Annotated in this window: 22 protein-coding genes and 2 pseudogenes; 13 read left to right on the top strand and 11 right to left on the bottom strand. The window is 72.1% G+C overall.

The annotated features are described in order from the left end of the window. Window positions 1-224: 224 nt before the first annotated feature. Window positions 225-737: pseudogene (locus ACYVOO_RS10145) on the top strand (SagB/ThcOx family dehydrogenase); the annotation flags it as partial. 65 nt (window positions 738-802) lie between these two features. Here ACYVOO_RS10145 and ACYVOO_RS10140 read toward each other — a convergent pair. The 4 genes and pseudogenes from ACYVOO_RS10140 to ACYVOO_RS10125 all read right to left on the bottom strand — a co-directional run bounded on the left by ACYVOO_RS10140 (window position 803) and on the right by ACYVOO_RS10125 (window position 3116). Next, the gene (locus tag ACYVOO_RS10140) at window positions 803-1309 is read right to left on the bottom strand and encodes an SRPBCC family protein (RefSeq protein ID WP_461015310.1); all 507 of its coding nucleotides are present in this window, start codon (window positions 1307-1309) and stop codon (window positions 803-805) included. 3 nt (window positions 1310-1312) lie between these two features. After that, complete coding sequence (locus ACYVOO_RS10135) at window positions 1313-1654, bottom strand: ArsR/SmtB family transcription factor (protein ID WP_461015309.1); 342 nt, start codon at window positions 1652-1654, stop codon at window positions 1313-1315. Window positions 1655-1753: 99 nt separating this feature from the next. Continuing rightward, window positions 1754-2314 (bottom strand): annotated as a pseudogene (locus ACYVOO_RS10130) (exonuclease domain-containing protein); the annotation flags it as partial. A 91-nt stretch (window positions 2315-2405) separates the two neighbouring features. Beyond that, the gene (locus tag ACYVOO_RS10125; RefSeq protein WP_461015308.1) at window positions 2406-3116 is read right to left on the bottom strand and encodes a TetR/AcrR family transcriptional regulator; all 711 of its coding nucleotides are present in this window, start codon (window positions 3114-3116) and stop codon (window positions 2406-2408) included. A gap of 115 nt (window positions 3117-3231) precedes the next feature. Between ACYVOO_RS10125 and ACYVOO_RS10120 the strand changes: the two genes are divergently transcribed. The 4 genes from ACYVOO_RS10120 to ACYVOO_RS10105 all read left to right on the top strand — a co-directional run bounded on the left by ACYVOO_RS10120 (window position 3232) and on the right by ACYVOO_RS10105 (window position 8374). Continuing rightward, on the top strand, window positions 3232-4779 hold the full coding sequence (locus ACYVOO_RS10120) for an FAD-dependent monooxygenase (protein WP_461015307.1): 1548 nt from the start codon (window positions 3232-3234) through the stop codon (window positions 4777-4779). A 444-nt stretch (window positions 4780-5223) separates the two neighbouring features. Continuing rightward, on the top strand, window positions 5224-6564 hold the full coding sequence (locus ACYVOO_RS10115; RefSeq protein WP_461015306.1) for an ABC transporter substrate-binding protein: 1341 nt from the start codon (window positions 5224-5226) through the stop codon (window positions 6562-6564). A 5-nt stretch (window positions 6565-6569) separates the two neighbouring features. Further along, window positions 6570-7496 (top strand): carbohydrate ABC transporter permease, encoded by a 927-nt coding sequence (locus ACYVOO_RS10110; RefSeq protein ID WP_461015305.1) that lies wholly within the window; start codon window positions 6570-6572, stop codon window positions 7494-7496. Next, complete coding sequence (locus ACYVOO_RS10105) at window positions 7496-8374, top strand: carbohydrate ABC transporter permease (protein ID WP_461015304.1); 879 nt, start codon at window positions 7496-7498, stop codon at window positions 8372-8374. Before ACYVOO_RS10110 ends, ACYVOO_RS10105 begins: the two co-directional genes overlap by 1 nt. Here ACYVOO_RS10105 and ACYVOO_RS10100 read toward each other — a convergent pair. After that, window positions 8367-9305 carry an EamA family transporter gene (locus ACYVOO_RS10100; protein ID WP_461015303.1) on the bottom strand — a complete coding sequence of 313 codons (939 nt, stop codon included), beginning with the start codon at window positions 9303-9305 and terminating at the stop codon, window positions 8367-8369. The two genes, ACYVOO_RS10105 and ACYVOO_RS10100, sit on opposite strands and share 8 nt — an antisense overlap. A gap of 70 nt (window positions 9306-9375) precedes the next feature. On the opposite strand from ACYVOO_RS10100, the gene ACYVOO_RS10095 reads away from it, so the two are divergent. Then, complete coding sequence (locus ACYVOO_RS10095) at window positions 9376-10233, top strand: LysR family transcriptional regulator (RefSeq protein WP_461015302.1); 858 nt, start codon at window positions 9376-9378, stop codon at window positions 10231-10233. Window positions 10234-10295: 62 nt separating this feature from the next. Beyond that, window positions 10296-11153 carry an endo alpha-1,4 polygalactosaminidase gene (locus ACYVOO_RS10090; RefSeq protein ID WP_461015311.1) on the top strand — a complete coding sequence of 286 codons (858 nt, stop codon included), beginning with the start codon at window positions 10296-10298 and terminating at the stop codon, window positions 11151-11153. A gap of 53 nt (window positions 11154-11206) precedes the next feature. Here the strand turns inward: ACYVOO_RS10090 and ACYVOO_RS10085 are convergent, their stop codons facing one another. From ACYVOO_RS10085 to ACYVOO_RS10060, 6 genes are all read right to left on the bottom strand, one after another. Next, a complete protein-coding gene (locus tag ACYVOO_RS10085) occupies window positions 11207-11488 on the bottom strand; it encodes a hypothetical protein (protein WP_461015301.1) in 282 nt (93 codons plus the stop codon). A gap of 88 nt (window positions 11489-11576) precedes the next feature. Further along, a complete protein-coding gene (locus tag ACYVOO_RS10080; RefSeq protein ID WP_461015300.1) occupies window positions 11577-12704 on the bottom strand; it encodes a cobalamin B12-binding domain-containing protein in 1128 nt (375 codons plus the stop codon). Then, a complete protein-coding gene (locus ACYVOO_RS10075) occupies window positions 12701-14341 on the bottom strand; it encodes a PP2C family protein-serine/threonine phosphatase (protein WP_461015299.1) in 1641 nt (546 codons plus the stop codon). The genes ACYVOO_RS10080 and ACYVOO_RS10075 overlap by 4 nt, the downstream gene beginning before the upstream one ends. A gap of 391 nt (window positions 14342-14732) precedes the next feature. After that, window positions 14733-15170: a hypothetical protein gene (locus tag ACYVOO_RS10070; protein ID WP_461015298.1), complete on the bottom strand. Its 438-nt coding sequence runs from the start codon at window positions 15168-15170 to the stop codon at window positions 14733-14735. A gap of 211 nt (window positions 15171-15381) precedes the next feature. After that, window positions 15382-16335, bottom strand: a complete 954-nt coding sequence (gene bdeA, locus ACYVOO_RS10065; protein WP_461015297.1) for a bis(hydroxyethyl) terephthalate hydrolase — start codon at window positions 16333-16335, stop codon at window positions 15382-15384. A 132-nt stretch (window positions 16336-16467) separates the two neighbouring features. Continuing rightward, on the bottom strand, window positions 16468-17370 hold the full coding sequence (locus ACYVOO_RS10060; protein ID WP_461015296.1) for a dihydrodipicolinate synthase family protein: 903 nt from the start codon (window positions 17368-17370) through the stop codon (window positions 16468-16470). A gap of 71 nt (window positions 17371-17441) precedes the next feature. On the opposite strand from ACYVOO_RS10060, the gene ACYVOO_RS10055 reads away from it, so the two are divergent. From ACYVOO_RS10055 to ACYVOO_RS10030, 6 genes are all read left to right on the top strand, one after another. Further along, window positions 17442-18410 (top strand): LysR substrate-binding domain-containing protein, encoded by a 969-nt coding sequence (locus tag ACYVOO_RS10055; RefSeq protein WP_461015295.1) that lies wholly within the window; start codon window positions 17442-17444, stop codon window positions 18408-18410. Between the two features lie 211 nt (window positions 18411-18621). Then, entirely contained in the window at window positions 18622-21036 is a 2415-nt protein-coding gene (locus tag ACYVOO_RS10050; RefSeq protein ID WP_461015294.1) for an ATP-binding cassette domain-containing protein, read from the top strand. 133 nt (window positions 21037-21169) lie between these two features. Then, window positions 21170-21598, top strand: a complete 429-nt coding sequence (locus ACYVOO_RS10045) for a helix-turn-helix transcriptional regulator (RefSeq protein WP_461015293.1) — start codon at window positions 21170-21172, stop codon at window positions 21596-21598. Between the two features lie 10 nt (window positions 21599-21608). Continuing rightward, entirely contained in the window at window positions 21609-22025 is a 417-nt protein-coding gene (locus ACYVOO_RS10040) for a VOC family protein (protein ID WP_453347500.1), read from the top strand. A 147-nt stretch (window positions 22026-22172) separates the two neighbouring features. Beyond that, window positions 22173-22880 carry a GOLPH3/VPS74 family protein gene (locus ACYVOO_RS10035; RefSeq protein ID WP_461015292.1) on the top strand — a complete coding sequence of 236 codons (708 nt, stop codon included), beginning with the start codon at window positions 22173-22175 and terminating at the stop codon, window positions 22878-22880. A 284-nt stretch (window positions 22881-23164) separates the two neighbouring features. Then, window positions 23165-23612: sigma-70 family RNA polymerase sigma factor (locus ACYVOO_RS10030; RefSeq protein ID WP_461015291.1), on the top strand; the 448-nt coding region annotated here is incomplete at its 3' end.

The raw sequence follows: 23612 nt of genomic DNA, 5'->3' as shown, positions 1-23612 counted from the left end.
CCCCACCACGACGTCGGAAAAACGGCGAAACGACCCGAGTCGATCAAAGAGCGATCCCGGCCCGGAGGATAAAGCACAAGCTCAGAAGCCGTGTCACATCCACGGTGAGTGCCACACGTGAGGCGGTGGTCTGGCGGTGCTCCACTGAATTGTTCGAATCCTCTCAATTCTCCTGAGGAGGCGACAGCCATGCGCAAGATCACTCCCGTCAGGAACTCGACGCCTACCTCGGCGCGCTCAACGTCGACGGCCTCGCTCCCGGCTGGTACCACTACAACAGCATGCAGCACTCTGTGGAATTCCTCTCCGACGGCTTCACCCGCGAGGAAGCAGCGCACCCGTGCGCCGATCAGGACCGGGCCGGCGATGCCGCCTTCCTGGTGGTGCTCGCCGCCAGGCTGGAGCGCCTGAGCGTGAAGTACCACACCCCTCACTGCTACCGGGTGTGTCTGCTCAATGCCGGACATCTGGGGCAGACCTTCGCCCTGACCGCCACCGCGCTCGGTCTCGGCCCGGCCCAGACCGGAGCCTTCCGCGACGCGGCCCTCGCACAGCGCTGCACACTGAACAACACCGGGCACACCCCGCTCTACGTCCTGGCGGCCGGCCAACCCCCACCCGGAACCCCACGAAGCGCCACCGCCAGGGCGGGCCGTCCTGGCGACGACGGCGGGAGAGCGCCGAGTTCGGGACAGTTACCGCTTCCGGACGGTGTAGGTCAGGTGCGTCACCCTTGAGGAGGACTCGGGCGCGATGAAACCGTCCAGCGACATCGACACGCTGAAGAACACCTTCCCCGCCATCAGCCCTCAACCCCCTTCCGGACGATCTCGGTGACGTAGGCAGCCAGGTTGCTCAGGGTCTGCCGGCCGCCCTCGATCGCTTGGTACTTCTCGACCGCCTCGTCGCGCTGCTCCTTGGTGGGGAACACCGTGCGCATCTCGATCCGGGTCGCCGCACCGTCGGGCTCGAACGTCAGGACCGACTCGAAGGCGTTCGGGTCATCGCGGGTCTCACCGTGGAGCATCGCGATCCGCTCCGGCGGGGCAAGCTCGGTCCAGATGATCCACTCTTGGTAGTCCGTCCCGTCCGGTCCGTGCATCACGAAGTCCCACTCCCCACCGACGCGGAACTCGAACGCCCGCGTGGTGGTGGTGAACCCCTCCGGCCCCCACCACCGCGACAGATGCCGCACCTCGGTGAACGCCTCGAACACGAGCTCCCGCGGGGCGTCGATGACCCGGGAGATCACGATCTCGCGGCCGGCTGTCGCCGACTGCGCCGACGTTCCTCGTTCTGTCGCGCTCATCAGCTACTCCGCTTTCCTTGTCTGCTTCAGGTCCTGCACGTAGGCGTCCAGTCGGTCGAAGCTCTCGTTCCAGAACTGCTCGAAACCGCCGGTCCACTCGTGGACCGGTCGCAGCCCGCCGGCGTCAAGGCCGTACAGGCGCTGCTTGCCTGCCTTGCGGTCCCGCACCAGCCCGACCTCCCGGAGCACCCGCAGGTGCTTGGACGCCCCCGGCTGGGTCATCCCCAACTCCTGGGCCAACTCGGTCACCGACTGCTCACCCGCCCGCAGCAGCACCAGGATCTCCCGGCGCTGCGGCTCGGCGATCGCGTTGAAGACGTCCGACGTCGTCGCTGCTCGTGCCATGGGGCGATCATATTCCGATATCGGAATGCGTCAAGCCGAAAGGAAGTGCCCCGGCTCCGCGCCGAGCTGGAGGTGAAGACCCCCTCCGACCACGGCCCCGGCCGCGCGCGTGGGAGATGCCGCGCCGGGATCGTTGGTGACGAGGACGCTGGTCCGGCAACTGACGGAGGTCATCATGTTCGGCCCGGCCGCCACCGAGCGTGCGACCAGTTCCTCGCGGGAGACCTCAGTGTCCCCGGTGATGGCGACCTTCATGCCCTGCACCAGAGACTCACCCGGCGTGAGGCAGCCCGGATTACGGTACGCACAGGGGGTTTTGGGCAGGTACGGCTTGCAGTCCTGGCGGGGCGGACAGACCAGGAGCGGCAGGGACAGGCCCAGTTGCCCGGCGGCGCTCAACGAGCCGCGCAGGATGCCGGAGAGCACCCGTACGTCGTCCTGCGCGTCGTGGGCCCTTCACTGGCGCACCCCGTAGTGCTCGGCGAGCGTGCCCAGCTTGAGATCGGGCGTCGCGGGTCCTACCAGGCGGTTGAGGGCCAGCGTGCACAGCCGCCTGCTCACGGGGACCCAGGAACGTGCGCGGGCGAACTCGTGGGCCAAGAAGTCGTAGTCGAACTGCGCGTTGTGGGCGACCAGGACCCGACTGCCGAGCAGCGCACCTTCTCCGCAGTAGCGATCAGCGAGTGGGATTTGCCCTGTTGGACGACCGCGTCTACCTCATTGAGTCCTGCGGGTCTGCTGAGGATCGCGCCTACGTCCCGGAGCACTGGGAGAAATCCGGGAGATGGTCCTGGCGTGCTGACGCTCCGACACGGGCCCCGGCCACCCCCAGCAGTGGCAGCCACGCCTCGTCCACGATCTCGGTGATCGACTCGTCCGACACCGGTCGCATCGTCATCAGCATGTCGTGCCGCAACAAGTCGAACGGCAGGTTCACCACGCGGGGCGGGCGTGGCACGTCGGGCAGTTCGCCCCGTGCGACCGCGCGGGCGACGATCGTCTCGAAGGGGGACTCGCGGTTCGGGGTGAGGGCGAGGAGGGCGTCGCGCAGTTCGGCGAAGCCTGTGCCCGTGTCGCGGAAGTAGTCCGCCAGTTGCACGCTCATCATCGTGATCATGTGGGTGCGGCCCGCGCGGGCGTTGCGGAGGAAGCCGAGCGCGTCGTCGCGGAGAGCGCCGGTGTCGGGTACCTCGATCGGCTGCCAGGACCTGGTGAGCGTGGCCAGCAGCAGGTCTTCGCGCCGGGGCCAGCGCCGGTAGAGCACGGGCCTGCTCGTACCGGCGCGGGCGGCGACCGACTCGTAGGTGAAGCCGGGGTATCCGTGCTCGGCCAGCACGTCCCACGCGGCGTCGAGGATCGCGTTCTCCAGCGCGAGCCCGCGCCGACGGGAAGTGCCGACGGGACGCACTGCCCCGCTCGCCCCGCGCTTCGGCTCGGGCTCCCGCTCGCTCTTTGGATTCACTTGCGTATCTTATCGCGGCGCCCTACCGTGACCGCTCTTAGGTACACACCTGTATCTAAAATGGCATCCGCACACGCACGTCGCGGAGCCTCACACCTCACAGGAACGGTCAGCGATGTTCGATGTCGTCATCGTCGGCGGTGGACCCACCGGCCTCTTTCTCGCCTGCGAGCTGCGCCTCGCGGGAGTACGGGCCCTGGTGCTGGAACGACGCCCGGAACCCGACCCGGCGGACAAGGCGCACGGCCTCGCCGGGCAGGTCGTGCGGTTGCTGGACCACCGCGGCCTCTACGAACGCTGCGGAGGCCGCGGAGCGCCCGAACCCGCGCCCGGCGCGTTCTACGGCGGGCTGCCGCTGCCGCTGGGCGCGCTCGGCGCCGAGAACCCGATGTATCTCCTGCCGGTCAACCAGCGCGATCTCGAACGTGTGCTCAGCGAGCGCGCGGCCGAACTCGGCGCGGAGGTCCGGCGGGGCTGGGAGGTGCTGTCCTTCGGCCAGCGCGACGAGTGGGTCGACGTCGTGACACGCGGCCCCGACGGAGCCCGTACGACCCTCGCGGCCCGCTATCTCGTCGGCTGCGACGGCGGCCGGAGCCTGGTGCGCAAGCAGGCGGGGATCGCCTTCCCCGGCACCGTCGACGGCCACGTCGTCGACCGGTCAGCTCTCGTCGCGCCGAGCGACCGCTTCCGTGCCGGGCCGCGTGGGCGCGTCGTGATCGACGGCCTCGGCGAGATCCCGGCGCTCTTCCACCGCACCGAGCGGGGCGTCTTCACCTTCCTCGCGCACGACCCGGAGCGGCCACTGATCAACACGGCGGAGTGGGAGGAGCATCCCGCGGGCAGTTCTCCGGGGCCCGGCGAGCCGATGTCGCTGGACGAGATGGCGGACAGCGTCGAACGGGTCCTCGGAGTGCGCCTGCCCCTGTCCCCGCCGCCCGAGGGCGCGCCCACCCTGCTCCGCCGCCTGTGCGGCCGGAACTTCCGCAACGCCGACCGCTACCGCGAGGGCCGCGTCTTCCTCGCCGGGGACGCCGCCCATGTCAGCCACGGGCCGACCCTCAACACGGCGCTGCACGACGCGGCCAACCTGGCCTGGAAGCTCGCCGCCACCCTCCAGGGGTGGGCCCCGGCCGGCCTGCTGGACAGCTACGGTGCCGAACGCCACGCGAGCGGCGAGCGCGTGGTCGCGCACACCCGGGCCGGGTCGGCGCTGCTGGCGCCCGGAGCCGAGGTCACAGCGCTGCGCGGGCTCTTCGCCGAACTCCTGGGCCGCACCGAGAACGTGCGCGTGATCGCCGACGCGATGGCGGGCGCCGACGTCCGCTACGACATGGGCGAGGAACACCCCCACGAACCCACCGGCCGGTTCGTTCCGCCCCTGGAGCTGACCACCGACGACGGGCGCGCCCTGCGCCTCGCCGAGCTGCTGCGCGACGCCCGCGCCGTGCTCCTCGACCTCACGGGCGGGGGCGGCCCCGCCGCAGGCGGCGGGCTCGCCGATGTCGCGGAGCCCTGGGCCGACCGGGTGCGCCATGTGGCCGCGACGGCACCCGACGGCCCCGCGTACGCGCTGCTCATCCGGCCCGACGGCTACGTCGCCTGGTCGGGCACGGACCCCGACGGGCTGAAGGCGGCCCTCACCCGCTGGTTCAGCCCGGGCTGAGGCCCCCGCCCGGGCCCCAGCCGGGCCTCGCGCCGGGGCGCCCCGCCACCCCGGACCACCGTGGCGCGCCAGGGTTGGCGCAAGGCCGGGACAGAACGCGCCGGGGATGTCACACTGGCAGCAGGCCCCGTCGTCTCCCCCGTCGACGGGGCCGCTCCCTTGTCTCCCCCCTCCCCCGCCACAGCCGCCTCCGCCGCACCGTCCCCGGCCGCAGGCCCCACTCCGCCACTCCCGTCACCCGAGGCACGGTGCCGCAGCCCCCGCGTGGCCCTGCCGGGACCGCGCGGATCGCCGGTACGGCGCACATAGGGACGGCCGGAGGGTTGACGACCCCTCGGTGGCGCCCGTACTCCGGAGCGTGAGTGTGAACGCGTGCGCCCGTGCCGTCCGGCGGGCAGCGCGCGTGGCTTGGCGTCCGAGTCGCGCGTCGAGAGGAGCCCCTTCATGGCTGCCAGCGATCCACCGCATCCGCCGATGTCGATGCCAACGCCGATGCCGATGTCCCGGCGACGGCTCCTCGGCGCCGCCGCGGGCGCCGCCGCGGCCCTGCCGCTGTCGGCCTGTGGCGCCGGGGCCCCCGAGGACGAGGGCGGCGGGAACGGGGGCGGGGGCGGTTCCGGGGGCGACACCTTCACGACCTACTGGAACGCCGGGCACGACTACAAGGCGTACCAGAAGGTCATCGCGGAGTTCGAGAAGGACCACGGCGTCACGGTGCGGCAGCAGCTCTACCAGTGGGACGACTTACGCACCCGGCTGCTGACCGACTTCAACTCCGAGAACGTGCCCGACCTCGTGGAGGAACCCGGCGGCTGGACGCAGGAGTTCGCCCTCAGCGGGGACGCCGCGAGCCTGCGCCCGTACGTCGAGCGGGACGGCGAGAAGATGGGCTACCCGGACGACTGGCAGCCCGCCTCCGTACGGCACAACTCGCACCGGGGCGAGCCCTACGGCATACAGCTCCACCTCACGTGCAGCCTGCTGCTCTACAACAAGCGGATGCTCGACCGCGCCGGGATCGAGCCCCCCACCACCTGGGACGAGGTCGTCTCCGCCGCCAAGGAGCTGACGCGGGACGACGTGCACGGCATCGCGCTCAACCAGGACCAGTCCTACGCCTGGCCGTGGCTGCTCCAGAACGGGGTGCGGCAGTACGACCGCGCCACGCAGGACTTCCTCGTGCCCCGCGACGCAGCCCTGGAGGCGCTCCAGTTCCAGGCGGACCTCGTGCACCGGCACAAGGTCTCCCCCGTGCCGCCGCCCGGCACGGACTACTCGGGGCCGCAGAAGCTGCTCTCGGCCGACCGCGCCGCGATGATCGTCAGCGGCCCCTGGGACCTCGCGCCGATCGCCAAGAGCAGCCCGGACCTCGAACTGGGCATAGCGCAGGCCCCGCGCGGCAAGAAGCGGTCCACGATCCTGGCGGGGACCAGCGTGTTCGTCCCGGCGAAGGCGAAGAACCCCGACCGCTCCTGGGACTTCATCAAGCGCATCACGGCGCTCGACGTGGAGCTGGCCGCCACCAAGGAGGCCGGGATGATGATGCCGCGCCGCTCGTGGGCCAAGGCCGGGCAGGTGCGCGACGATCCGACGACGCGCGCCTTCGCCGAGGGGGTCGGCTACGCCGAGGACCCGTACCGCGACGTCTATCTGACGGGCCACTACGGCGAGATCACCACCGACCTCTTCAAGCGGCTCTACCAGGGGGTCGTCATGGAGGGGAAGCCCGTCGAGGAGGCGTACGAGGAGTACGTCGCCGCCGCGCGCAAGCTCCTGAAGAGGTAGCGGGGATGCCAGGGAAGCGGCCAGGTCGCCGCTCCACGCCACGGCCCCCCTCCACACCGCGCCGCCGCCTCACGCTGCGGGGCCGCCAGGCGCGGACCGCGTATCTCTTTCTGGCGCCCGCGATCGTGTTCTTCGGCGTCTTCTTCTATCTGCCGATCGCCAACGTCGTCACCACCAGCCTGCACGACGGCCCCAGGGCCGACCGGTTCACCGGGCTCGGGAACTACGCCGACGCCTTCGCCGACCCCGCCGCGCGAAACGCCTTCACCGTCACCTTCCTCTTCGCGGTGGGCACCACGGTGGGCTCCATCGTCCTGGGCCTGGCCCTCGCGCTGCTCGTCAACCGGCCCCTGCGAGGGCGCACGGCCTTCCGGCTGGCGCTGCTGGTGCCCTACCTCACCTCGGTCGCGGTCGTCGGGCTGCTCTGGCGCAACATCCTCGACCCCCAGCTCGGCATCCTCAACCGGCTGCTGACGGGGTGGGGGCTGCCGGCCCAGGAGTGGCTCAACACCGAGCCGCTGGCCACCCTCGTCGTCATCACGCTGTGGCAGATCGTCGGCTACACCATGATGCTGTTCCTCGCAGGACTCCAGGGGATACCCGACGTCTACTACGAGGCGGCCTACATCGACGGCGCCGGGACGTGGCAGCGGTTCCGGAGCATCACGCTCCCGCTGCTCGCGCCGACCACGCTGTTCGTCTCCGTCATCGCCGTGATCTCCGGGCTCCAGGCCTTCGGGCAGGCGTACATCATCACCGGGGGCGGCCCGGCGGGGGCCACGGACCTGTATGTCTTCCACGTCTTCACCGTGGCCTTCCGGTCCCGCGACTTCGGGTACTCCTCGGCGCTCTCGGTGCTGCTCCTGCTGGTCATCGTCGCGTTCACGGCGGTGCAGCTGCGTCTGGGCCGACGGAGCGAGGTGCAGCACTGATGGCGGCGGTCGAAGGAACAGCCGGGGGGACGGTCGCGGCACGTGCCGGGGCCCGGAGGCGCGGGCTGCTGCTCGGCAACGCCGCCGCCTATGTGCTGCTGGTGATCTCCAGCCTGATCACGCTCGTCCCCCTCGTCTACATGGTGTCGCTGTCCCTCCAGACGGAAGGGGAGACGCTCTCGGGCGACCCCGTCCTCGTGCCGGAGTCGGCGCAGTGGGGCAACTACGCCACCCTCTTCCGGGAGGCGCCCTTCGGGAACTTCATCGTCAACAGCATCGTCGTGGCGGGCGGCATCACGCTCGCCCATCTGCTGCTGGACCCGCTGGTGGGCTACGTCTTCGCGAAGTTCGACTTCCCGCTGCGCAACACGCTCTTCCTGGGCATCCTCGCGACGCTGATGATCCCGTTCTTCGTGCGGATGATCCCGCTCTACGTGATGATGTCCGACCTCGGCTGGCTGAACAGCTACCAGGGCCTGATCACACCGTTCCTCATGGACGCCTTCGGCATCTTCCTGATGCGGCAGTTCATCCAGCCGATCCCCGACGACCTGCTGCACGCGGCCCGTACGGACGGCGCGAGCGAGTTCACCCTCTACTGGCGGATCATCCTGCCGCAGACCAAACCGGCCCTCGCCGTCCTCGGCCTGTTCACCTTCGTCTTCCAGTGGAACGAGTTCCTGTGGCCGCTGGTGGCCACCACATCGGAGGAGATGCGCACCATTCCCGTCGGCCTGACGCTCTTCAACCAGGAGAACTTCACGCTCTGGCATCTGACGGCCGCTGGCTCCGTCCTGCTGTTCCTGCCCACCGCCGTCATCCTCGTCCTCAGCCAGCGCTACTTCGTGCGCGGCATCACCCTCACCGGGCTCAAGTAGCCCCGGGCCCGCCTCCACGACGTCCCGTGGAGGCGCCGCGGCCCGCCGTCAGGACGCTGGCCGCGTTCGCCGCGACGATGGCCGTGATGGCGAGCCATTCGAGCCACCCCAGTGCCTGGCCCAGGACGACGAGTCCCACGAGCGCGGCGAGCACGGGGTTCACGCTCATGAAGACGCCGAAGAAGCGCGCTGGCACGCGGCGCAGCGCCAGCAGGTCGCTGAGGAAGGGCACCGCCGAGGAGAGGACGCCCGCGACGGCCGCGTAGCCGAGGGCGCCCGCGGTCGGGGTCCTGTGCACGAGCACGGTGATGCCGACGGGCACGTAGAACAGCGCCGACAGCGCCGCGGCCGTCGCCGACCCCTGCACACCGGGCAGCCGACGGCCGACGGTGCGGTTGAGCAGGATGTAGGAGGCCCAGCAGACGGCGGCGAGCAGGCCCAGCGCGATGCCCCCGTAGTCCGTGGTGGGCCGGGGCCGCGCGAGGACGGCGACGGCGGCCCCCGCGGTGACCGCGCAGCCGAGGTCGAGCGCGCGGCGCGAAGAGGCCAGGGCCACGGCCAGCGGCCCGAGGAACTCCAGGGTGACGGCCAGGCCGAGCCCGACGCGGTCGATCGCCGTGTACAGCGACAGGTTCATCGTGGCGAAGACGGCCGCGAGCGACACCACCGGCCACCACTGCCGCCAGGTGAAGGCGCGCACGCTCGGCCTGCCCACCGCCAGCAGCACCACCCCGGCCACCCACTGCCGCACCGCCACCACACCCGCGGGCCCGAGCACGGGAAAGGCCAGCGCGCCGGTGGCCGCGCCGAGCTGGTTGGACAGGCCGCTGCCGCACATCATCGCCACCCCGGCCAGCCGCTCCGGCCCACCGTCACGGGCGCCCGCCGCCGGGGCGGTGGCGGGCCGGTGCTCACCTGCGGATATCTTCATGCGAGGGAGCATGCGCGGCACCCCGCACGCCCACATAATGCGTGCGCACGGGCATCTATACGCTGAGGTCATGGACATGGAGCTGCGGCATCTGCGCTGCCTGGTGGCGATCGTCGACACCGGCAGCTTCACGGACGCGGCCATCGACCTGGGCATCTCGCAGGCGGCGGTCTCCCGCACGCTGATCGCGCTGGAGGACATCCTCGGTGTGCGGCTGCTGCACCGCACCAGCCGCAACGTCACCCCCACGGCGGACGGGGCGCGGGTGCTGGCGCGGGCCCGGCATCTGCTGGCGGAGGCCGACGATCTGGTGGCCGAGGCCGCCACCGGGCACACCCGGCTGCGGATCGGGCACGCCTGGTCGGCCATGGGACGGCACACCGCCGAGTTCCAGCGCCGCTGGGCGACGCTGCACCCGGACGTCGAGCTGCAACTGGTCCGCGCCAACTCGCCGACGGGCGGGCTGGCCGAGGGCACCTGCGATCTCGCCGTGGTGCGTGCCGCCTTCGACGAGCGGCGCTTCGCGAGCGCGGTCGTCGGCCATGAGCGGCGCGTGTGCACCGTGGCGGCCGACGACCCGTGGGCCAGGCGCCGTTCCATCGGGCTGGACGAGGTCCGCGAACGCACCCTGCTCATCGACCGGCGCACCGGCACCACGACGGCCGACCTGTGGCCCGTGGGGCAGCGTCCCTCGGTGGAGTACACCCGGGACATCGACGACTGGCTCGCCCTGATCGCCACGGGCCGCAACGTCGGCGTCACCCCCGAGAGCACCGCCACGCAGTACCGGCGCGAGGGCATCGCCTTCCGCCCGCTGCGCGACGCGGCGCCCGTGGCCGTACGGCTCATCTGGCGCCGCCAAGACCCCCATCCCGCCACGCACGCGGCCGTCGCCCTCCTGCGCGACCTGTACCGGCGTCATCAGTGAGAGGCACCGTCATCCACCAGTCCCCGCCCACCGGCCCCGTCCCCCTCGTCCCGCGCCGCACCCTGCGCTTTGCCCGGCGTGCCCTGCGCCGTGTGCCGCTTCTCGCGCTGCTGGTGGCGCTGTGCGCAAGCTGCTCGTCCGCGGCCGACGGGCCCGCGCGCGGCTCCTCGTCCTCGTCATCGTCGTCGGACGAGGAGCACGTCAGACCGCCGCGCGCCGACGCGGTCTTCGACTACCAGCTCGGCGGCCCCTACCAACCCCCGTCCGGGGTGCGGGCCGTCTCCCGCGACCGCACGGCCGACCCCGCGCAGGGGCGCTACAACATCTGCTACGTCAACGCCTTCCAGACCCAGCCGGGCGACGCGATCGACAAGTGGCGCGAGAAGCACCCGAAGCTGCTGCTGCACGACGGCGACGGAGAGCTGGTCGTCGACGAGGACTGGGAGGAGCCGCTGCTGGACATCTCCACCGCGCGCAAGCGCGAGGCCCTCATGGACATCGTCGGCCCGTGGTTCGACGGCTGCGCCGAGGCGGGCTTCGACGCCGTCGAACCCGACAACCTCGACTCCTACGAGCGCTCCGAAGGGCTCCTGACCCCCGAAGACGCGACGGCCTTCGCCCGCCTCCTGGCCGAGCGCGCCCACCAACACGGCCTGGCCATCGCGCAGAAGAACACCACGGACCTGCTCGACGCGCACGAGCGCATCGGCTTCGACTTCGCCGTCGTCGAAGAGTGCGCGCACTACGACGAGTGCGGCGACTTCGCCGACGCGTACGAGAACCGTGTCTTCGACATCGAGTACGGCGCGAAGGACTTCGCCAAGGCGTGCCGCGCCCACGCCGACGAGCTGTCCATCACCCTCCGCGACCGCGACGTCCGCCCTGCGGGCGAGAAGGGGTACGTCTACCGGCAGTGCTGAGGCGGGGTGACGGGTGCGGCGACGGGGGGGCGCCGTGCCCGGCCGGTCCGTGGTCACGCCTCGCGGGCCAGGTGGCAGGCGATGTTGGCGTGGAAGGGGGATACGCCCGCGAGTTCCAGCGCGCTCGTGCACAGCGCGATGTTGGTGTTGTTCTGGCCCGTGAGGCACCCGCCCCGCAGCGCCTGGTCGGTCTCGGCCGGGTAGCCGACGGAGACCAGGTAGGTGCGGCAGCGCTCGGCCGTCGCCTGGGCGGGTGCCGCGGTGACGACGGACCCGGCGAGGAACGCCGCGGCGGCACCGGCGGTCGCCCACGCGCGTGCGGTTGTCTTCTTCATGGCGCGAGCATGATGGCCTCGGCAGGTGAACCGCCATACGCAGAACGGCTGTTGACCGTCGATCCGGCGTCCCACCGTGCGGCGCCCCTCAGCCGACGGGCCCGCCCGCGCCCGGCCACGCGTCGAGCAGGCGCTCCCCTTCGGCCAGGTGCGCCAGCGCGTGCGGGCTGTCGCGCAACGGCCCGGCGAGAGCCCGGAGCACCGTGCGCAGGCGTGCGGGATCGACGGAGCGGGCGGCCAGGAAACCGGCGGTGAAGGCGAGGTCGTCGGTGAAGACGCGCGGGTCGTCGGTGTAGACCGCGGCGGCGAGGGCGTCCAGGAGCTGTCCCACGGTGCCGGTGGTGAGGACGTCGCCGCGCGGGGGCCGCCCGCCTCGGGGGCCGTCCGCGCCGCCGGGGACCGGCCGCTCCGCGACGGCGCCCCGCAGCCGCGCCGTCGCCTCCCGCAGCAGCTCGGTGCGGTGTCTGACGATCCACGCGTACGCCGTGACCCACCGCGTCCTGACCCGTGACGTGCCGCTCAGCCGGGGCGGCCAGTGCCGCTCCAGCAGCTCGGCCGCTGCCGGTGCGTCGGGTGCGTACAGATCGGCGCCGAGGGTGTGGGCGCGTGCGCCGTCGGGGCCGAACCCCGGCCCGCCCGCCAGGACCGGCACCCCTGCCTTGCGGCACACCTCGATCTGGTGGTGGGCGGGCGGCAGCCGGATGCCGAGGGTGCAGGAGAGTGCGATGACGTCCGGACCGTTCTGGTGCACGTCGGAGAGCAGCTGGGCCGTGGGGACGTGGCCGCCGAGGAAGCGGACACGGAAGCCGCGCAGCCGCAGCACCTCGGCGAGCAGGCGGGCCGGGAGGGTGTGCCATTCGCCGTCGCCGCACGCCACCACGACACCGCCCGCGACCGCGTCCCCCTCCCGGCCGGTTCCGTCCAGGCTGCGGCTCGCCTCGGCGACGGCGATGACGCACCGCTCACTCACATGGGTGGCCGCGTGCTCCTGGGCCACGGTCCACCGGTCGGCCGCCCAGCGCGCGCCGACCGCGATCTGGGCGGGGCCGACGAGCCCGAGGAGCACGTCTTCCGCGCTCACCCCGTCAGCGACGAGCCCTTCGACGAGGGCGACGGCGGCCTCCTCGTCGGCGCGGACCAGACAGGTGTCGAAGGCGCCGCGCACCCCCTCGTCGATCCCGCCCCCTCGGCCGCGCACCCCGCTCGTCCCGCTCACCGCTCGTCGCCCTCCCCCGGCCCGGCCTCCGGCGCCGGTGGCGGTGCCGCGGGTGCGTGGGGTGCGGGGGCCTGGAGCGCCAGCACGGCGACGTCGTCGTGTGGGCGTCCGCCCAGCCACTCCGTGATGAGCAGTTCCACGCGCTCGGTGACCGCGCCCGCAGGCATCCCCGCGCAGTCGCTCAGGTCCCTGGCCAGCCGCTCGTCGCCGTACAGCTCGTGTCCCGCGGGGCCGCCGCGGGCCTCGGTGACGCCGTCGCTGTAGAGGAGGACCAGTTCTCCGGGGCCGAGGTGGAAGGTCACCTCGTCGAAGTCCGCCTCGGGCAGGATGCCGGCCAGGGCACCGTCGATCCCGATCTCCTCGACCCGCCCTTCGGCCCGCAGCACCAGGGGCGGGAGGTGGCCGCCACCGGCCGCCGTCACCTCCAGGCCGCCGCCCGGCGCGGGCCGCGCGGAGCCCGTCACCAGGGTCGTGAAGCGGTTCTCGTCGTCGAGCAGCAGCGCGTTGAGCGTCCGCAACTGGTGGAGCGCGTCCGCGCGGGTCAGCTCCAGGGTGCGCAGGCTCTGCCGCACCATCCCGGCGAGGAGTGCCGCCTCCGCGCCCTTGCCGCACACGTCCCCGAAGAAGAAGGACACGCCGCCGTCCGGAGAAGGCGCGACGTCGTAGAAGTCGCCGCTGATGCGCAGCGCCTCGGCGGCGGGCCGGTAGGCCGCGCCGAGCCTGACCCCGGCGACGGTGGGGAGGGGCCCGGGCGCCAGGCCCGACTGGAGGACGGCGGTGGTGTGCGCCTGTTCGGAGTAGAGGGCCGAGGTGGTGAGCGCCGGCGCGGCGCGCGCGGCGAGCTGCCGGGCCAGCTCGACGTCGGGCCCGCCGAACCCCTCGCGCCCCGGTTCCCTGACCAGGAGCAGCGCCCCGGCCGGTACGCCGTTGCCCACGAGCTGGAGCACCAGCGCGTCCCCGCACGGGCCGCCCAGCTCCCCCGGCAGGGCCGCGGCCAGCCGGTCGCGCTCCCCCGCGTCGAGGACGCCGGGGCGCGGGCGCAGCCCGGAGAGTGCGTCCGCGAGCGCTGGTACGTCCTCCAGCGCGGCGGCCGTCACCTGTCCCGCCGCCTCGGCGTCGCCCGGCCCTGCGCGGTACCAGTGCGTGAGGCGTCCGCGTACGGGCAGCACCACGAGGGCCGTGTCCGCCAGCTCCGGCAGCGCGTAGCGCGCCAGTGTGCGTGCTGTGCGGCCGTGGTGCAGCGAGCCGCCCAGCCGCTGCGTCGCGCCCTCCAGGAAGTCCGCACGCTCCGACAGGCTCATGGGGCTCTCCCCGTGGCCCCCGGCCCGGTTCCGGATCCCGCCGCTGTCGCTCGCACCGCTGATGCCGCTCGTGCCGCTGATGCCGCTCGCACCGCTGATGTCGCGTACCAGCCACACCGCCCGTCCGGCGTGCCACTGTCTGCGCCCCGAGAGCCTGCGCCCCTCGAACGGGGCTTCGAAGCCGTCCACGTCGCGCCCGGCGGCTGCCGCCAGCGGCCCGCACAGGGCGGTGCTCAGCGCCTCTCCGGGCCTCAGCCGGGGGAAGAAGAGGGCCGCCGCGCTGTTGTGGGCGCGCACCGCGCCCGTCTCGTCGCACACCACGACGGCCTGGTCCACCAGGTCCAGCAGCTCGCCCGGCGGTACGGGCCACGCTCCCGGGCCGCCCCCGCTCCGCCGCCGGGCCGGTCCCGCTTCACCCTGCCCGGATGGCGGAGAACTCTCACAGCCGCAGCTCTTCATCGGTGGCCGCTCACCGCCTCGCCCGCCTTCCGCCCGTGCTCCGCCGTCCGCCGCCCGTCGGCGACCGTCTGTCGCCCCTTGGCCGCCTTGTCTGCTTTATTCAGTTTTACACGCTACGCTCCAGCGCCGGATCCCGAAATCCGCGTCACGCACGCGGGCACCCCGCACCGGGGCCGTCCTGCCCTAACCTGCGCTGACCCGCCCTGACCTGCCCTGACCTGCCCTGCCCGGACGGCGCGGGGCGCACCGCGTCCGCCGTGCGGGCAGGTCACTCCGGGGGCAGCCGGAACTCCGGCGGGTCCCGCAGCTCGATGTCCTCGACGGCGATGCCCCGCTCCGCCGCCAGGCGGGCCAGGGTTTCCCGGCGCCGCTCGGGCGGGGTGTCGGTGTCGAGGAACGCGCCCAGCCACTCGCCGCTCCTGCGGTCGTAGGCGAGCTGACGGGAGGCCGCTTCGCTGTCGATCGTGCCGGTCTCCTCCACCACGAAGTCGGTCCCGATGGCCGCCTTGGCGACCTGCGCGGTGCAGGCGTCCATGAACGCGGGGCTGGGCCGTGAGTCGCCGCCGTGGAAGAACACCTCGATCGTGCCGGGGCCCCGTACGGATTTCTCCGCGAAGAGGCCCGCCTTCCGCATCGTCGCCAGGACCGCTTCCACCTTGTCGGCCGGGCCGCGCACCACCACGAATACCGCGCCTCGTACGTTCATGGCCCGAGGCTAGCCGCCGGCCGGCCCGCCGTCCCCCGAACGACCGGCCAACCAGGGGCTGTTGGGACCGCACCGGATGGTGCCGTCGCGCAGACGGGTGGCTCCCCGGGCGAGTGTTCCGCCCGGGGAGCCCTGTCGTCGTCCGGTTCGGGTGCGGCTCGCACATCACTCATGTGTGTGAGTGGCGCGGGTGCGCATGCCGGTACGGCTGTCAGTGCGGGCAGTTGCCCCGGAACTCCGCGATCTGGAGGTCCGCCGTGGGCAGCGGGCACAGGAACTGCTCGTAGCGGGTGTCCTCGTCGACGAACCGCTTCAGCCAGGAGATGCTGTACTTCGCGATCTCCGTGTCCGAGGTGTTCGGGGTGAAGTGCGTGGCGTTTCTCAGCTCCATGTACGCACGGTCCGTCGAGGACGGCAGGCTCTGGTAGAAGGGCTCGGCGTGCGAGGAGACCGAGGCGATGGTGTCACCGTCGGCGCCGACGACGAACGTCGGGACCTTCACCTCGGGCCAGCTCTTGTCGAGGTTCCACGGCGTCAGCGGGATGGCCGCCTTCAGCGACGGACGGTCCTTGGCTGCCTCCAGCGTGCCGCCGCCGCCCATGGAGTGGCCCATGACCGCGAGCCTGCCGCTGTCGATGCGGGAGCTGACGGGGCTGTCGTCGGTCAAGTAGTCCAGTGCGGCCAGGAGTTGGTCACCGCGGCTGGCGGGCTGGTCCAGGGTGGTGTTGGTGTCGATGGTGAAGACGACGAACCCCTGGGAGGCCAGGCGCTCGCCGTACCACGACATGCTGGACTGGTAGGCGGTGTAGCCGGGGGCGATCGCGACGGCGCCGAAGGTGCCGTCGGCCGTGCTGGTCGGGTAGTAGATCGTGCCGCCGCCGAAGCCCCTGACCGACAGGGAGGAGACGCTCCGCTCGGAGACGGAGTACGAGCCGCGCGGTGCCTCGATGCTCGACTCGGTGGGGTCCGGGCCCCGTTCGTAGGGGTTCTCGGCCTGCGCGGTGGCGGATCTGGTCTCCGGTGTCGCCTGCGCGGACGGCAGGAGCACGGCGCCGGTTCCCGCGACGGCCAGCGCCAGCGATGCCAGGCCGAGCCCGATCCGGCGGCCACGGGACCCGCGCCGCGGCGAGGGCTCCGTAGAAGTGGGGGTGTGTTGCGGCTCCATGAGGGTGAACTCTCTGTGAGGTGAGGGGTCGGGGAAGAACACCCGTCATCGTGGTGGCGCCCCCTCGGCCTCACATCGGTGAAATCACCGGCCTTCGCTGCGCGGGCCCCGCGACCTCCACCAATAGCCTCCTCAGAGACCACCCACCTCGGCCGCGCGCTTTATCGCCTCGTCCACCGACTCCGCACCCGCGGGCAGCAGCGGCAGCCGCACGTCCGGCGTGGGGATACGGCCCATCTGGTGCAGCACCCCCTTGATGACGGTGGGGTTGGGCTCGGCGAACAGCGCCTCCGACAGGGGCACCAGGGAGTGCCCGAGGTGCCGGGCGCGTACGACGTCGCCGTCGGACCAGGCCGTCACCAGCTCGGCGAACCGGCCGGTGGCCACGTGTGCCGAGGCGACGATGCCGCCGGCCGCGCCGAGCGCCAGCAGAGGGGACAGGAACGGGTCGTCCCCCACCAGCACGGCGAAGCCGTCCGGCAGATCCCCGAGAAGATCCACCACGCCGTGGTCGATGCCGCCCTGCGCGAGCTTGACCCCGCTCACCCCGGGGAGCCGCCCCAGCTCCCGCAATGTGGCCGCGTCGAGGGGCAGACCGGTGCGGTACGGGACGTGATACACGATCAGGGGCACGGGGCTGTGCCGCGCCAGCCGGGAGAAGTGCGCGACGACACCCGCCTGCGAGGGGCGCGTGAAGGAGGGGACGGTCACCAGCGCCGCGGTGACCTCCCGCCACCGCGCGAGGTCCGCCAGCGCCTCCGTACTGCTCCGGGTGTCGTTGCCGCCCGCGCCGACCGTCAGGGGCGCGGACCGCTCCCGGCAGACGCGGGCGCACACGTCGACCACCGCGGTCCGCTCCCACGGTGCGAGCGTGGCCACCTCGGCCGTGGTCCCGAGCGCGACGATTCCCGTGGCACCCTCGTCCAGCGCCGCGCGCGCGAGCGCTTCGAGTGCGTGCTCCGCGACGGCTCCTTCGCTGGTGAAGGGCGTGATGAGTGGTACGTGAATTCCGTGCGGAGATGTCTGTCGAGTCATGACACGAGGGTCGCGCCACGCAATCCCGCAGGTCCAGTTCACATCTCTGAAACAAAGCCTAAGCTGAACTGATGCTCGACGTCCGGCGTCTGCGCCTCCTGCGGGAACTGTCGCTGCGCGGCACCATCACGGCGGTGGCCGAAGCGCTCACGTTCACCCCGTCGGCCGTCTCCCAGCAGCTCAGCGCCCTCGAACGCGAGGCGGGCGTCCCCCTGTTGGAGCGGACCGGACGAAGGGTGACCCTCACCCCGGCCGGGCAGAACCTCGTCCGCCACGCGGAAGCGGTCCTCGAACGCCTGGAACAGGCGGCCTCCGAGCTGGCCGACACCCGTCAGGGCCCGGCGGGCACCCTGCGCATCGGCACCTTCCCCTCCGCCACGCGCACGATGGTCCCCACGGTCCTCACCCTGCTCGCGCGCAGGCACCCACGGCTGGAGCCGATGGTGTCGGAGGTGGACCCGGCAGGTGTCGCCGACGCCCTGCGCGCGGGGGACCTGGATGTGGCGCTGGTCCACGACTACGACTTCGTGCCCACCCCCGCGGAGACGGGCCTCGACTCCCAGCCCCTGTGCACCGAGCCGATGTACCTCGCGTCCTCTCCCCTCGTCCCCGGAGGGGTGGCCGACGGCTCGCGGATCGAGCACTGGAAGGACGCGCCCTGGATCACGGCGACCCCGGGGACGCTGTGCCACGCGATGACGGTCCGGGCCTGCCAGGCCGTCGGGTTCACCCCGCGCGTCCGCCACCAGGTGGACGAGTTCGCCACCGTGCTCACCCTCGTCACGGCCGGTCAGGGCGTCGCCCTCCTGCCACGGCTCGGCCTGCCCGAACCGTGGCCCGCGGTCACGCTGACGCGCCTGCGCCTCCACCGCAGGACCCGCGTGGCCTTCCGCGCGGGCGCGGCCTCGCACCCCGCCGTCCTCGCGGTCACCGCGGCGCTGCGCGCGGCCGTGCCGAGGGAACTGGCCGACCCGGTGGCACCGGGACCGCCGGGCCCACTGCGCTCGACGGACTCGAAGGGCCCGGCGGGCCCGCCGTAGGAACGTGCCGGTACCGGCTCCCGCACCGATCAGGAATCAAGAAGCGCGGCCACCGGCACACGGCTAGCGTGGCTGCCATGGACACCGGCCGGAAGCCGCCGGCCGCGGGGACCACGGACCCCGGCGGCACCGAGAGCCGGTCAGAGCGCGCCAGGCGACCTTGACGTAGACCGCGAAAGCGGCCCGCCCGACAGATGGAGACACGATCAGCATGACCGCGAGGACGGACAGACAGTCGCCTGCACCGCACCCCACCGGCAGCCACCCCACCGAAGGCCACGTCGCCGACAGCCACGATCTGATCCGCGTCCACGGCGCCCGCGAGAACAACCTCAAGGACGTCAGCATCGAGATCCCGAAGCGCCGGCTGACGGTGTTCACGGGTGTCTCCGGCTCGGGCAAGAGCTCGCTGGTCTTCAGCACGATCGCCGCGGAGTCCCAGCGGCTGATCAACGAGACCTACAGCGCCTTCGTCCAGGGCTTCATGCCGACGCTGGCACGGCCAGAGGTCGATGTGCTCGAAGGGCTGACGACCGCGATCATCGTCGACCAGCAGCGGATGGGCTCCGACCCCCGCTCCACCGTCGGCACCGCCACCGACGCCAACGCGATGCTGCGCATCCTCTTCAGCCGCCTCGGAGAGCCGCACATCGGCTCGCCCAACGCGTTCTCCTTCAACGTCGCCTCGGTACGCGCGAGCGGTGCGATCACCGTCGAGCGCGGCAACAAGAAGGCCGAGAAGGTGTCCTTCACCCGCACCGGCGGCATGTGTCCGCGCTGCGAGGGCCGGGGCGCGGTCTCGGACATCGACCTCACACAGCTCTACGACGACTCCAAGTCGATCTCCGAGGGCGCGTTCACCATCCCCGGCTGGAAGTCGGACAGCTGGTGGACCGTGCGGACCTACGCCGAGTCGGGGTTCCTCGACCCGGACAAGCCGATCCGCGAGTTCACCGAGCGGGAGATGCACGACTTCCTCCACAAGGAGCCGACGAAGGTGAAGGTCGAGGGCGTGAACCTCACCTTCGAGGGGCTGATCCCGAAGATCCAGAAGTCGTTCCTCGCCAAGGACCGGGAGGCGATGCAGCCCCACATCCGGGAGTTCGTGGACCGCGCCGTCACTTTCACCTCCTGCCCCGAGTGCGACGGCACCCGGCTCAGCGAGGCAGCCCGGTCCTCGAAGATCCAGGGGATCAGCATCGCCGACGCCTGCGCGATGCAGATCAGCGACCTCGCCGACTGGGTCCGCGGCCTGGAAGAGCGCTCGGTGGCACCGCTGCTCGCCTCGCTGGGGCACGCGCTCGACTCGTTCGTGGAGATCGGCCTCGGCTATCTCTCGCTCGACCGCCCCTCGGGCACACTGTCGGGCGGCGAGGCCCAGCGCGTGAAGATGATCCGCCACCTCGGCTCGTCGCTCACCGACACCACCTACGTCTTCGACGAGCCCACCATCGGCCTGCACCCGCACGACATCCAGCGGATGAACGACCTGCTGCTGCGGCTGCGCGACAAGGGCAACACGGTGCTCGTCGTGGAGCACAAGCCGGAGACGATCGCGATCGCCGACCACGTCGTGGACCTCGGCCCCGGCGCCGGTGCGGGGGGCGGCACCGTCTGCTTCGAGGGCTCCGTCGACGGGCTGCGGGCAGGGGGCACCATCACCGGGCGTCATTTCGACGACCGGGCCACCCTCAAGGAGACGGTGCGCGAGCCCACCGGGACGCTGCCGATCCGGGGCGCGACGAAGCACAACCTGCGCGACGTCGACGTCGACATCCCGCTCGGTGTGCTCACCGTCGTGACCGGCGTCGCGGGGTCCGGCAAGAGTTCGCTGATCCACGGCTCCGTCCCCGCCTCGGCGGGCGTGGTGTCGGTCGACCAGGCGCCCATCCGCGGCTCGCGGCGGAGCAACCCGGCGACGTACACCGGGCTGCTCGACCCGATCCGCAAGGCGTTCGCGAAGGCCAACGGCGTGAAGCCGTCGCTGTTCAGCGCCAACTCCGAGGGCGCCTGCCCCAACTGCAAGGGCGCGGGCGTCGTCTACACGGACCTGGCCATGATGGCGGGCGTCGCCGCCACCTGCGAGGAGTGCGACGGCAAGCGGTTCGAGGCGTCGGTGCTCGAATACCACCTCGGCGGCCGTGACATCAGCGAGGTGCTCGCGATGTCGGTGGCCGAGGCCGAGGAGTTCTTCGGCGCGGGCGAGGCGCGCACCCCGGCAGCACACCGCGTCCTCACCCGGCTCTCCGACGTCGGACTGGGCTACCTCAGCCTCGGCCAGCCGCTCACCACGCTGTCCGGCGGCGAGCGGCAGCGGCTCAAGCTGGCCACACACATGGGTGACAAGGGCGGCGTCTACATCCTCGACGAGCCGACCACCGGCCTCCACCTCGCCGACGTCGAGCAGCTGCTCGGGCTGCTCGACCGGCTCGTCGAGTCGGGCAAGTCCGTCATCGTCATCGAGCACCACCAGGCGGTCATGGCGCACGCCGACTGGCTCATCGACCTCGGCCCCGGCGCGGGGCACGACGGCGGCCGGGTCGTCTTCGAGGGCACGCCCGCCGACCTCGTCGCGGCCCGCTCCACCCTCACCGGCGAGCACCTGGCGGCCTATATCGGCGCCTGACCTGCGCGTACGGGCAGACCGGCAGACCGCACCTCCGGCCGACGGCGATCGCGATGCCGTCGGCCGGAACAGCCGTGCCCGGGGTCGGGTCCGAGTCCGGACCCGACCCCGGGCACCGTGGGAAACTGTGCGTATGAGACGGCCAGATCTCGACGACCTCGTCCGGCTGCGGCGGGCCCGCGACCGCATGGACCGCGACTACGCCGAGCCGCTCGACGTCCCCGCGCTGGCCCGCGAGGCGCTGATGTCGACGGGCCACTTCGCCCGCAGCTTCCGCGCCGCCTACGGCGAGACGCCCTACAGCCACCTGATGACCCGCCGCATCGAGCGGGCCAAGGCACTGCTGCGGCGCGGCGACCTCACGGTGACCGAGGTGTGCTTCGCGGTCGGCTGTACGTCGCTGGGGTCGTTCAGCTCACGCTTCACCCAGCTCGTCGGCGAGAGCCCGAGCGCCTACCGCGCCCGGAGCCACGAGGACGGCGCCGCCATCCCGGCGTGCATCGCCAAGATCCACACGCGACCGGTCAGGAACGGAGAAGCGGACCCCGCCACCCGGTCGTAGCGTGAGCTGCATGGACATCACACTCTCCCAATGCTTCATCGCCGTCGACGACCACGACAAGGCGATCGCCTTCTACCGCGACGTGCTCGGCCTCGAAGTACGCAACGACGTCGGCTTCGAGGGCATGCGCTGGGTGACCGTCGGATCACCCTCGCAGCCGGACGTGAACATCGTCCTGGAGCCGCCAGCCGCCGACCCGAACACGTCACCGGCCGACAAGCAGGCCATGGCGGAGATGATGGCCAAGGGCCTGCTCCGCGGAGTCATCTTCACCACGGACGACTGCGACGCCGCCTTCGAGCGCATCAGCGCCGCGGGCGGCGAGGTGCTCCAGGAGCCCATGGACCAGCCCTACGGCGTACGGGACTGCGCGTTCCGCGACCCGGCGGGCAACCAGTTGCGCTTCACGCAGGCCCACAAGAAGTAACCCTCCCCCGACGGGGCGCGGCGAGGTCGGCCGCGGTCCGTCGGCCCGTCGCCCCAGCGATCCTGCTTCGACGCCGTACGCGCGCACGGGCGCAACCAGCGCCCGCGCGTACGGCGTCTCCCCTGTGAGGCGACGGGGGAGGAAGACATGCACGGCATTGGCAGCGCTGGCGCCTACGGCGACACCACAGGAGCCGCGTTCACGCTCTCCGAGGAACTGCTGCTCCTGGCCATCGATCCGGAGCGGGGCAGGCCGGCCGTCGATCAGCGCTATCTGCGCTGGGGGCTGGCGGCGGCCACGCTCATCGAGCTGGAGGCCATGGGCAAGGTCACCGGGGAGCGCGGCCGGATCGTGGTGACGGCGGGGGTGCGGACCGGGGTCCCGCTCCTGGACGACGCGCTGTCCACCCTGACGCAGGGGAAGCGCGACGTGCGGACGAAGCGCTGGCTGGACCTCTACTCCCGGCGCGCCCAGCAGGTGACCGGTGACGCGCTCGCCGCCCGTGGCGTGCTGCGCTCCGAGACGCGACGGGCCCTGGGCCTGTTTCCCGTCACGCACTACCGGGTGTTCGCCACGGAACTGCGGGCCCAGCGGCTCGCCGCGTTCCGGGACTGGGGCGTGTACGGCCAGGGCGACCACGGCTCGCGCGCGCTGGCCGCCCTCCTCAAGGCCACCAAGCTCGCCCGCCGCCTCGGCGTGCCGCGCGCCGTGCGCAAGGAGATGCGCCCGCTGGTGCGGGCCTCCTGGCAGGCGACGGCCGTCCGCAGGAAGGTGGCCGCGACCCAGGCGGGCAGCGGGGGCGGAGACGGCGGGGGTGGAGGCGGCTGCGGTGGTGGCTGCGGCGGAGGCGGCTGAGGCTGAGGCTGAGGCTGCTGAGGGAGGGCGCGTTCCTCCCCGGCGTGCGCCGGAGGGGCCACCAGCCGCTGCCCCGGCCCCAGTTGGCCGTTCCCCTCGCGTACTCCACGTACGGATGGAATGAGGATTCGAAGGTTTGCCCCCTGAGCTGTCGGGGAGGCGTGTGGTCACGTGCTTCGGAAGAGCAGGCACACCGCGGGAGCAGCCGCCAGACTGCCCCAGCTGTGTCTGCTCCCGCCTTGTTCAGCAGTAGTCGATGCGTGAACTCGGGAGTGAGCACCTCCATGAACACCACCCAGCTCCGCACAAAGGCACAGGCCGCCGGTGCCCGCCACAGCCACCACGACGCACCCGACACCACCGCCGACTTCGAGGAACTGGCCGCCATGCACGACGGCCCCGAGAAGCAGCGGCTCCAGGACTGCGTCGTCACCGCCTGGCTCCCCATGGCACACCGCCTGGCCGCCAAGTACCGCAACCGGGGCGAAGCGATCGAGGACCTCCAGCAGGTCGCGGCCCTGGGCCTGGTGAAGGCCGTGGAACGTTACGAACCGGGACGGGGCAAGTCCTTCGAGTCGTACGCGGTCCCCACCATCTCGGGCGAACTCAAGCGGCACTTCCGTGACCACATGTGGGACCTGCACGTCCCACGCCGCGTCCAGAACCTGCGCAACCAGGTACGCGCCAGCGTCCGCGACCTCAGCCTCACCCTGGACGACCGCACCCCCACCA

The sequence above is a fragment of the Streptomyces daliensis genome (assembly GCF_054782395.1).
Note: the sequence above shows the minus strand (reverse complement) of the source record. Positions and strands in the feature narration are given on the sequence as shown.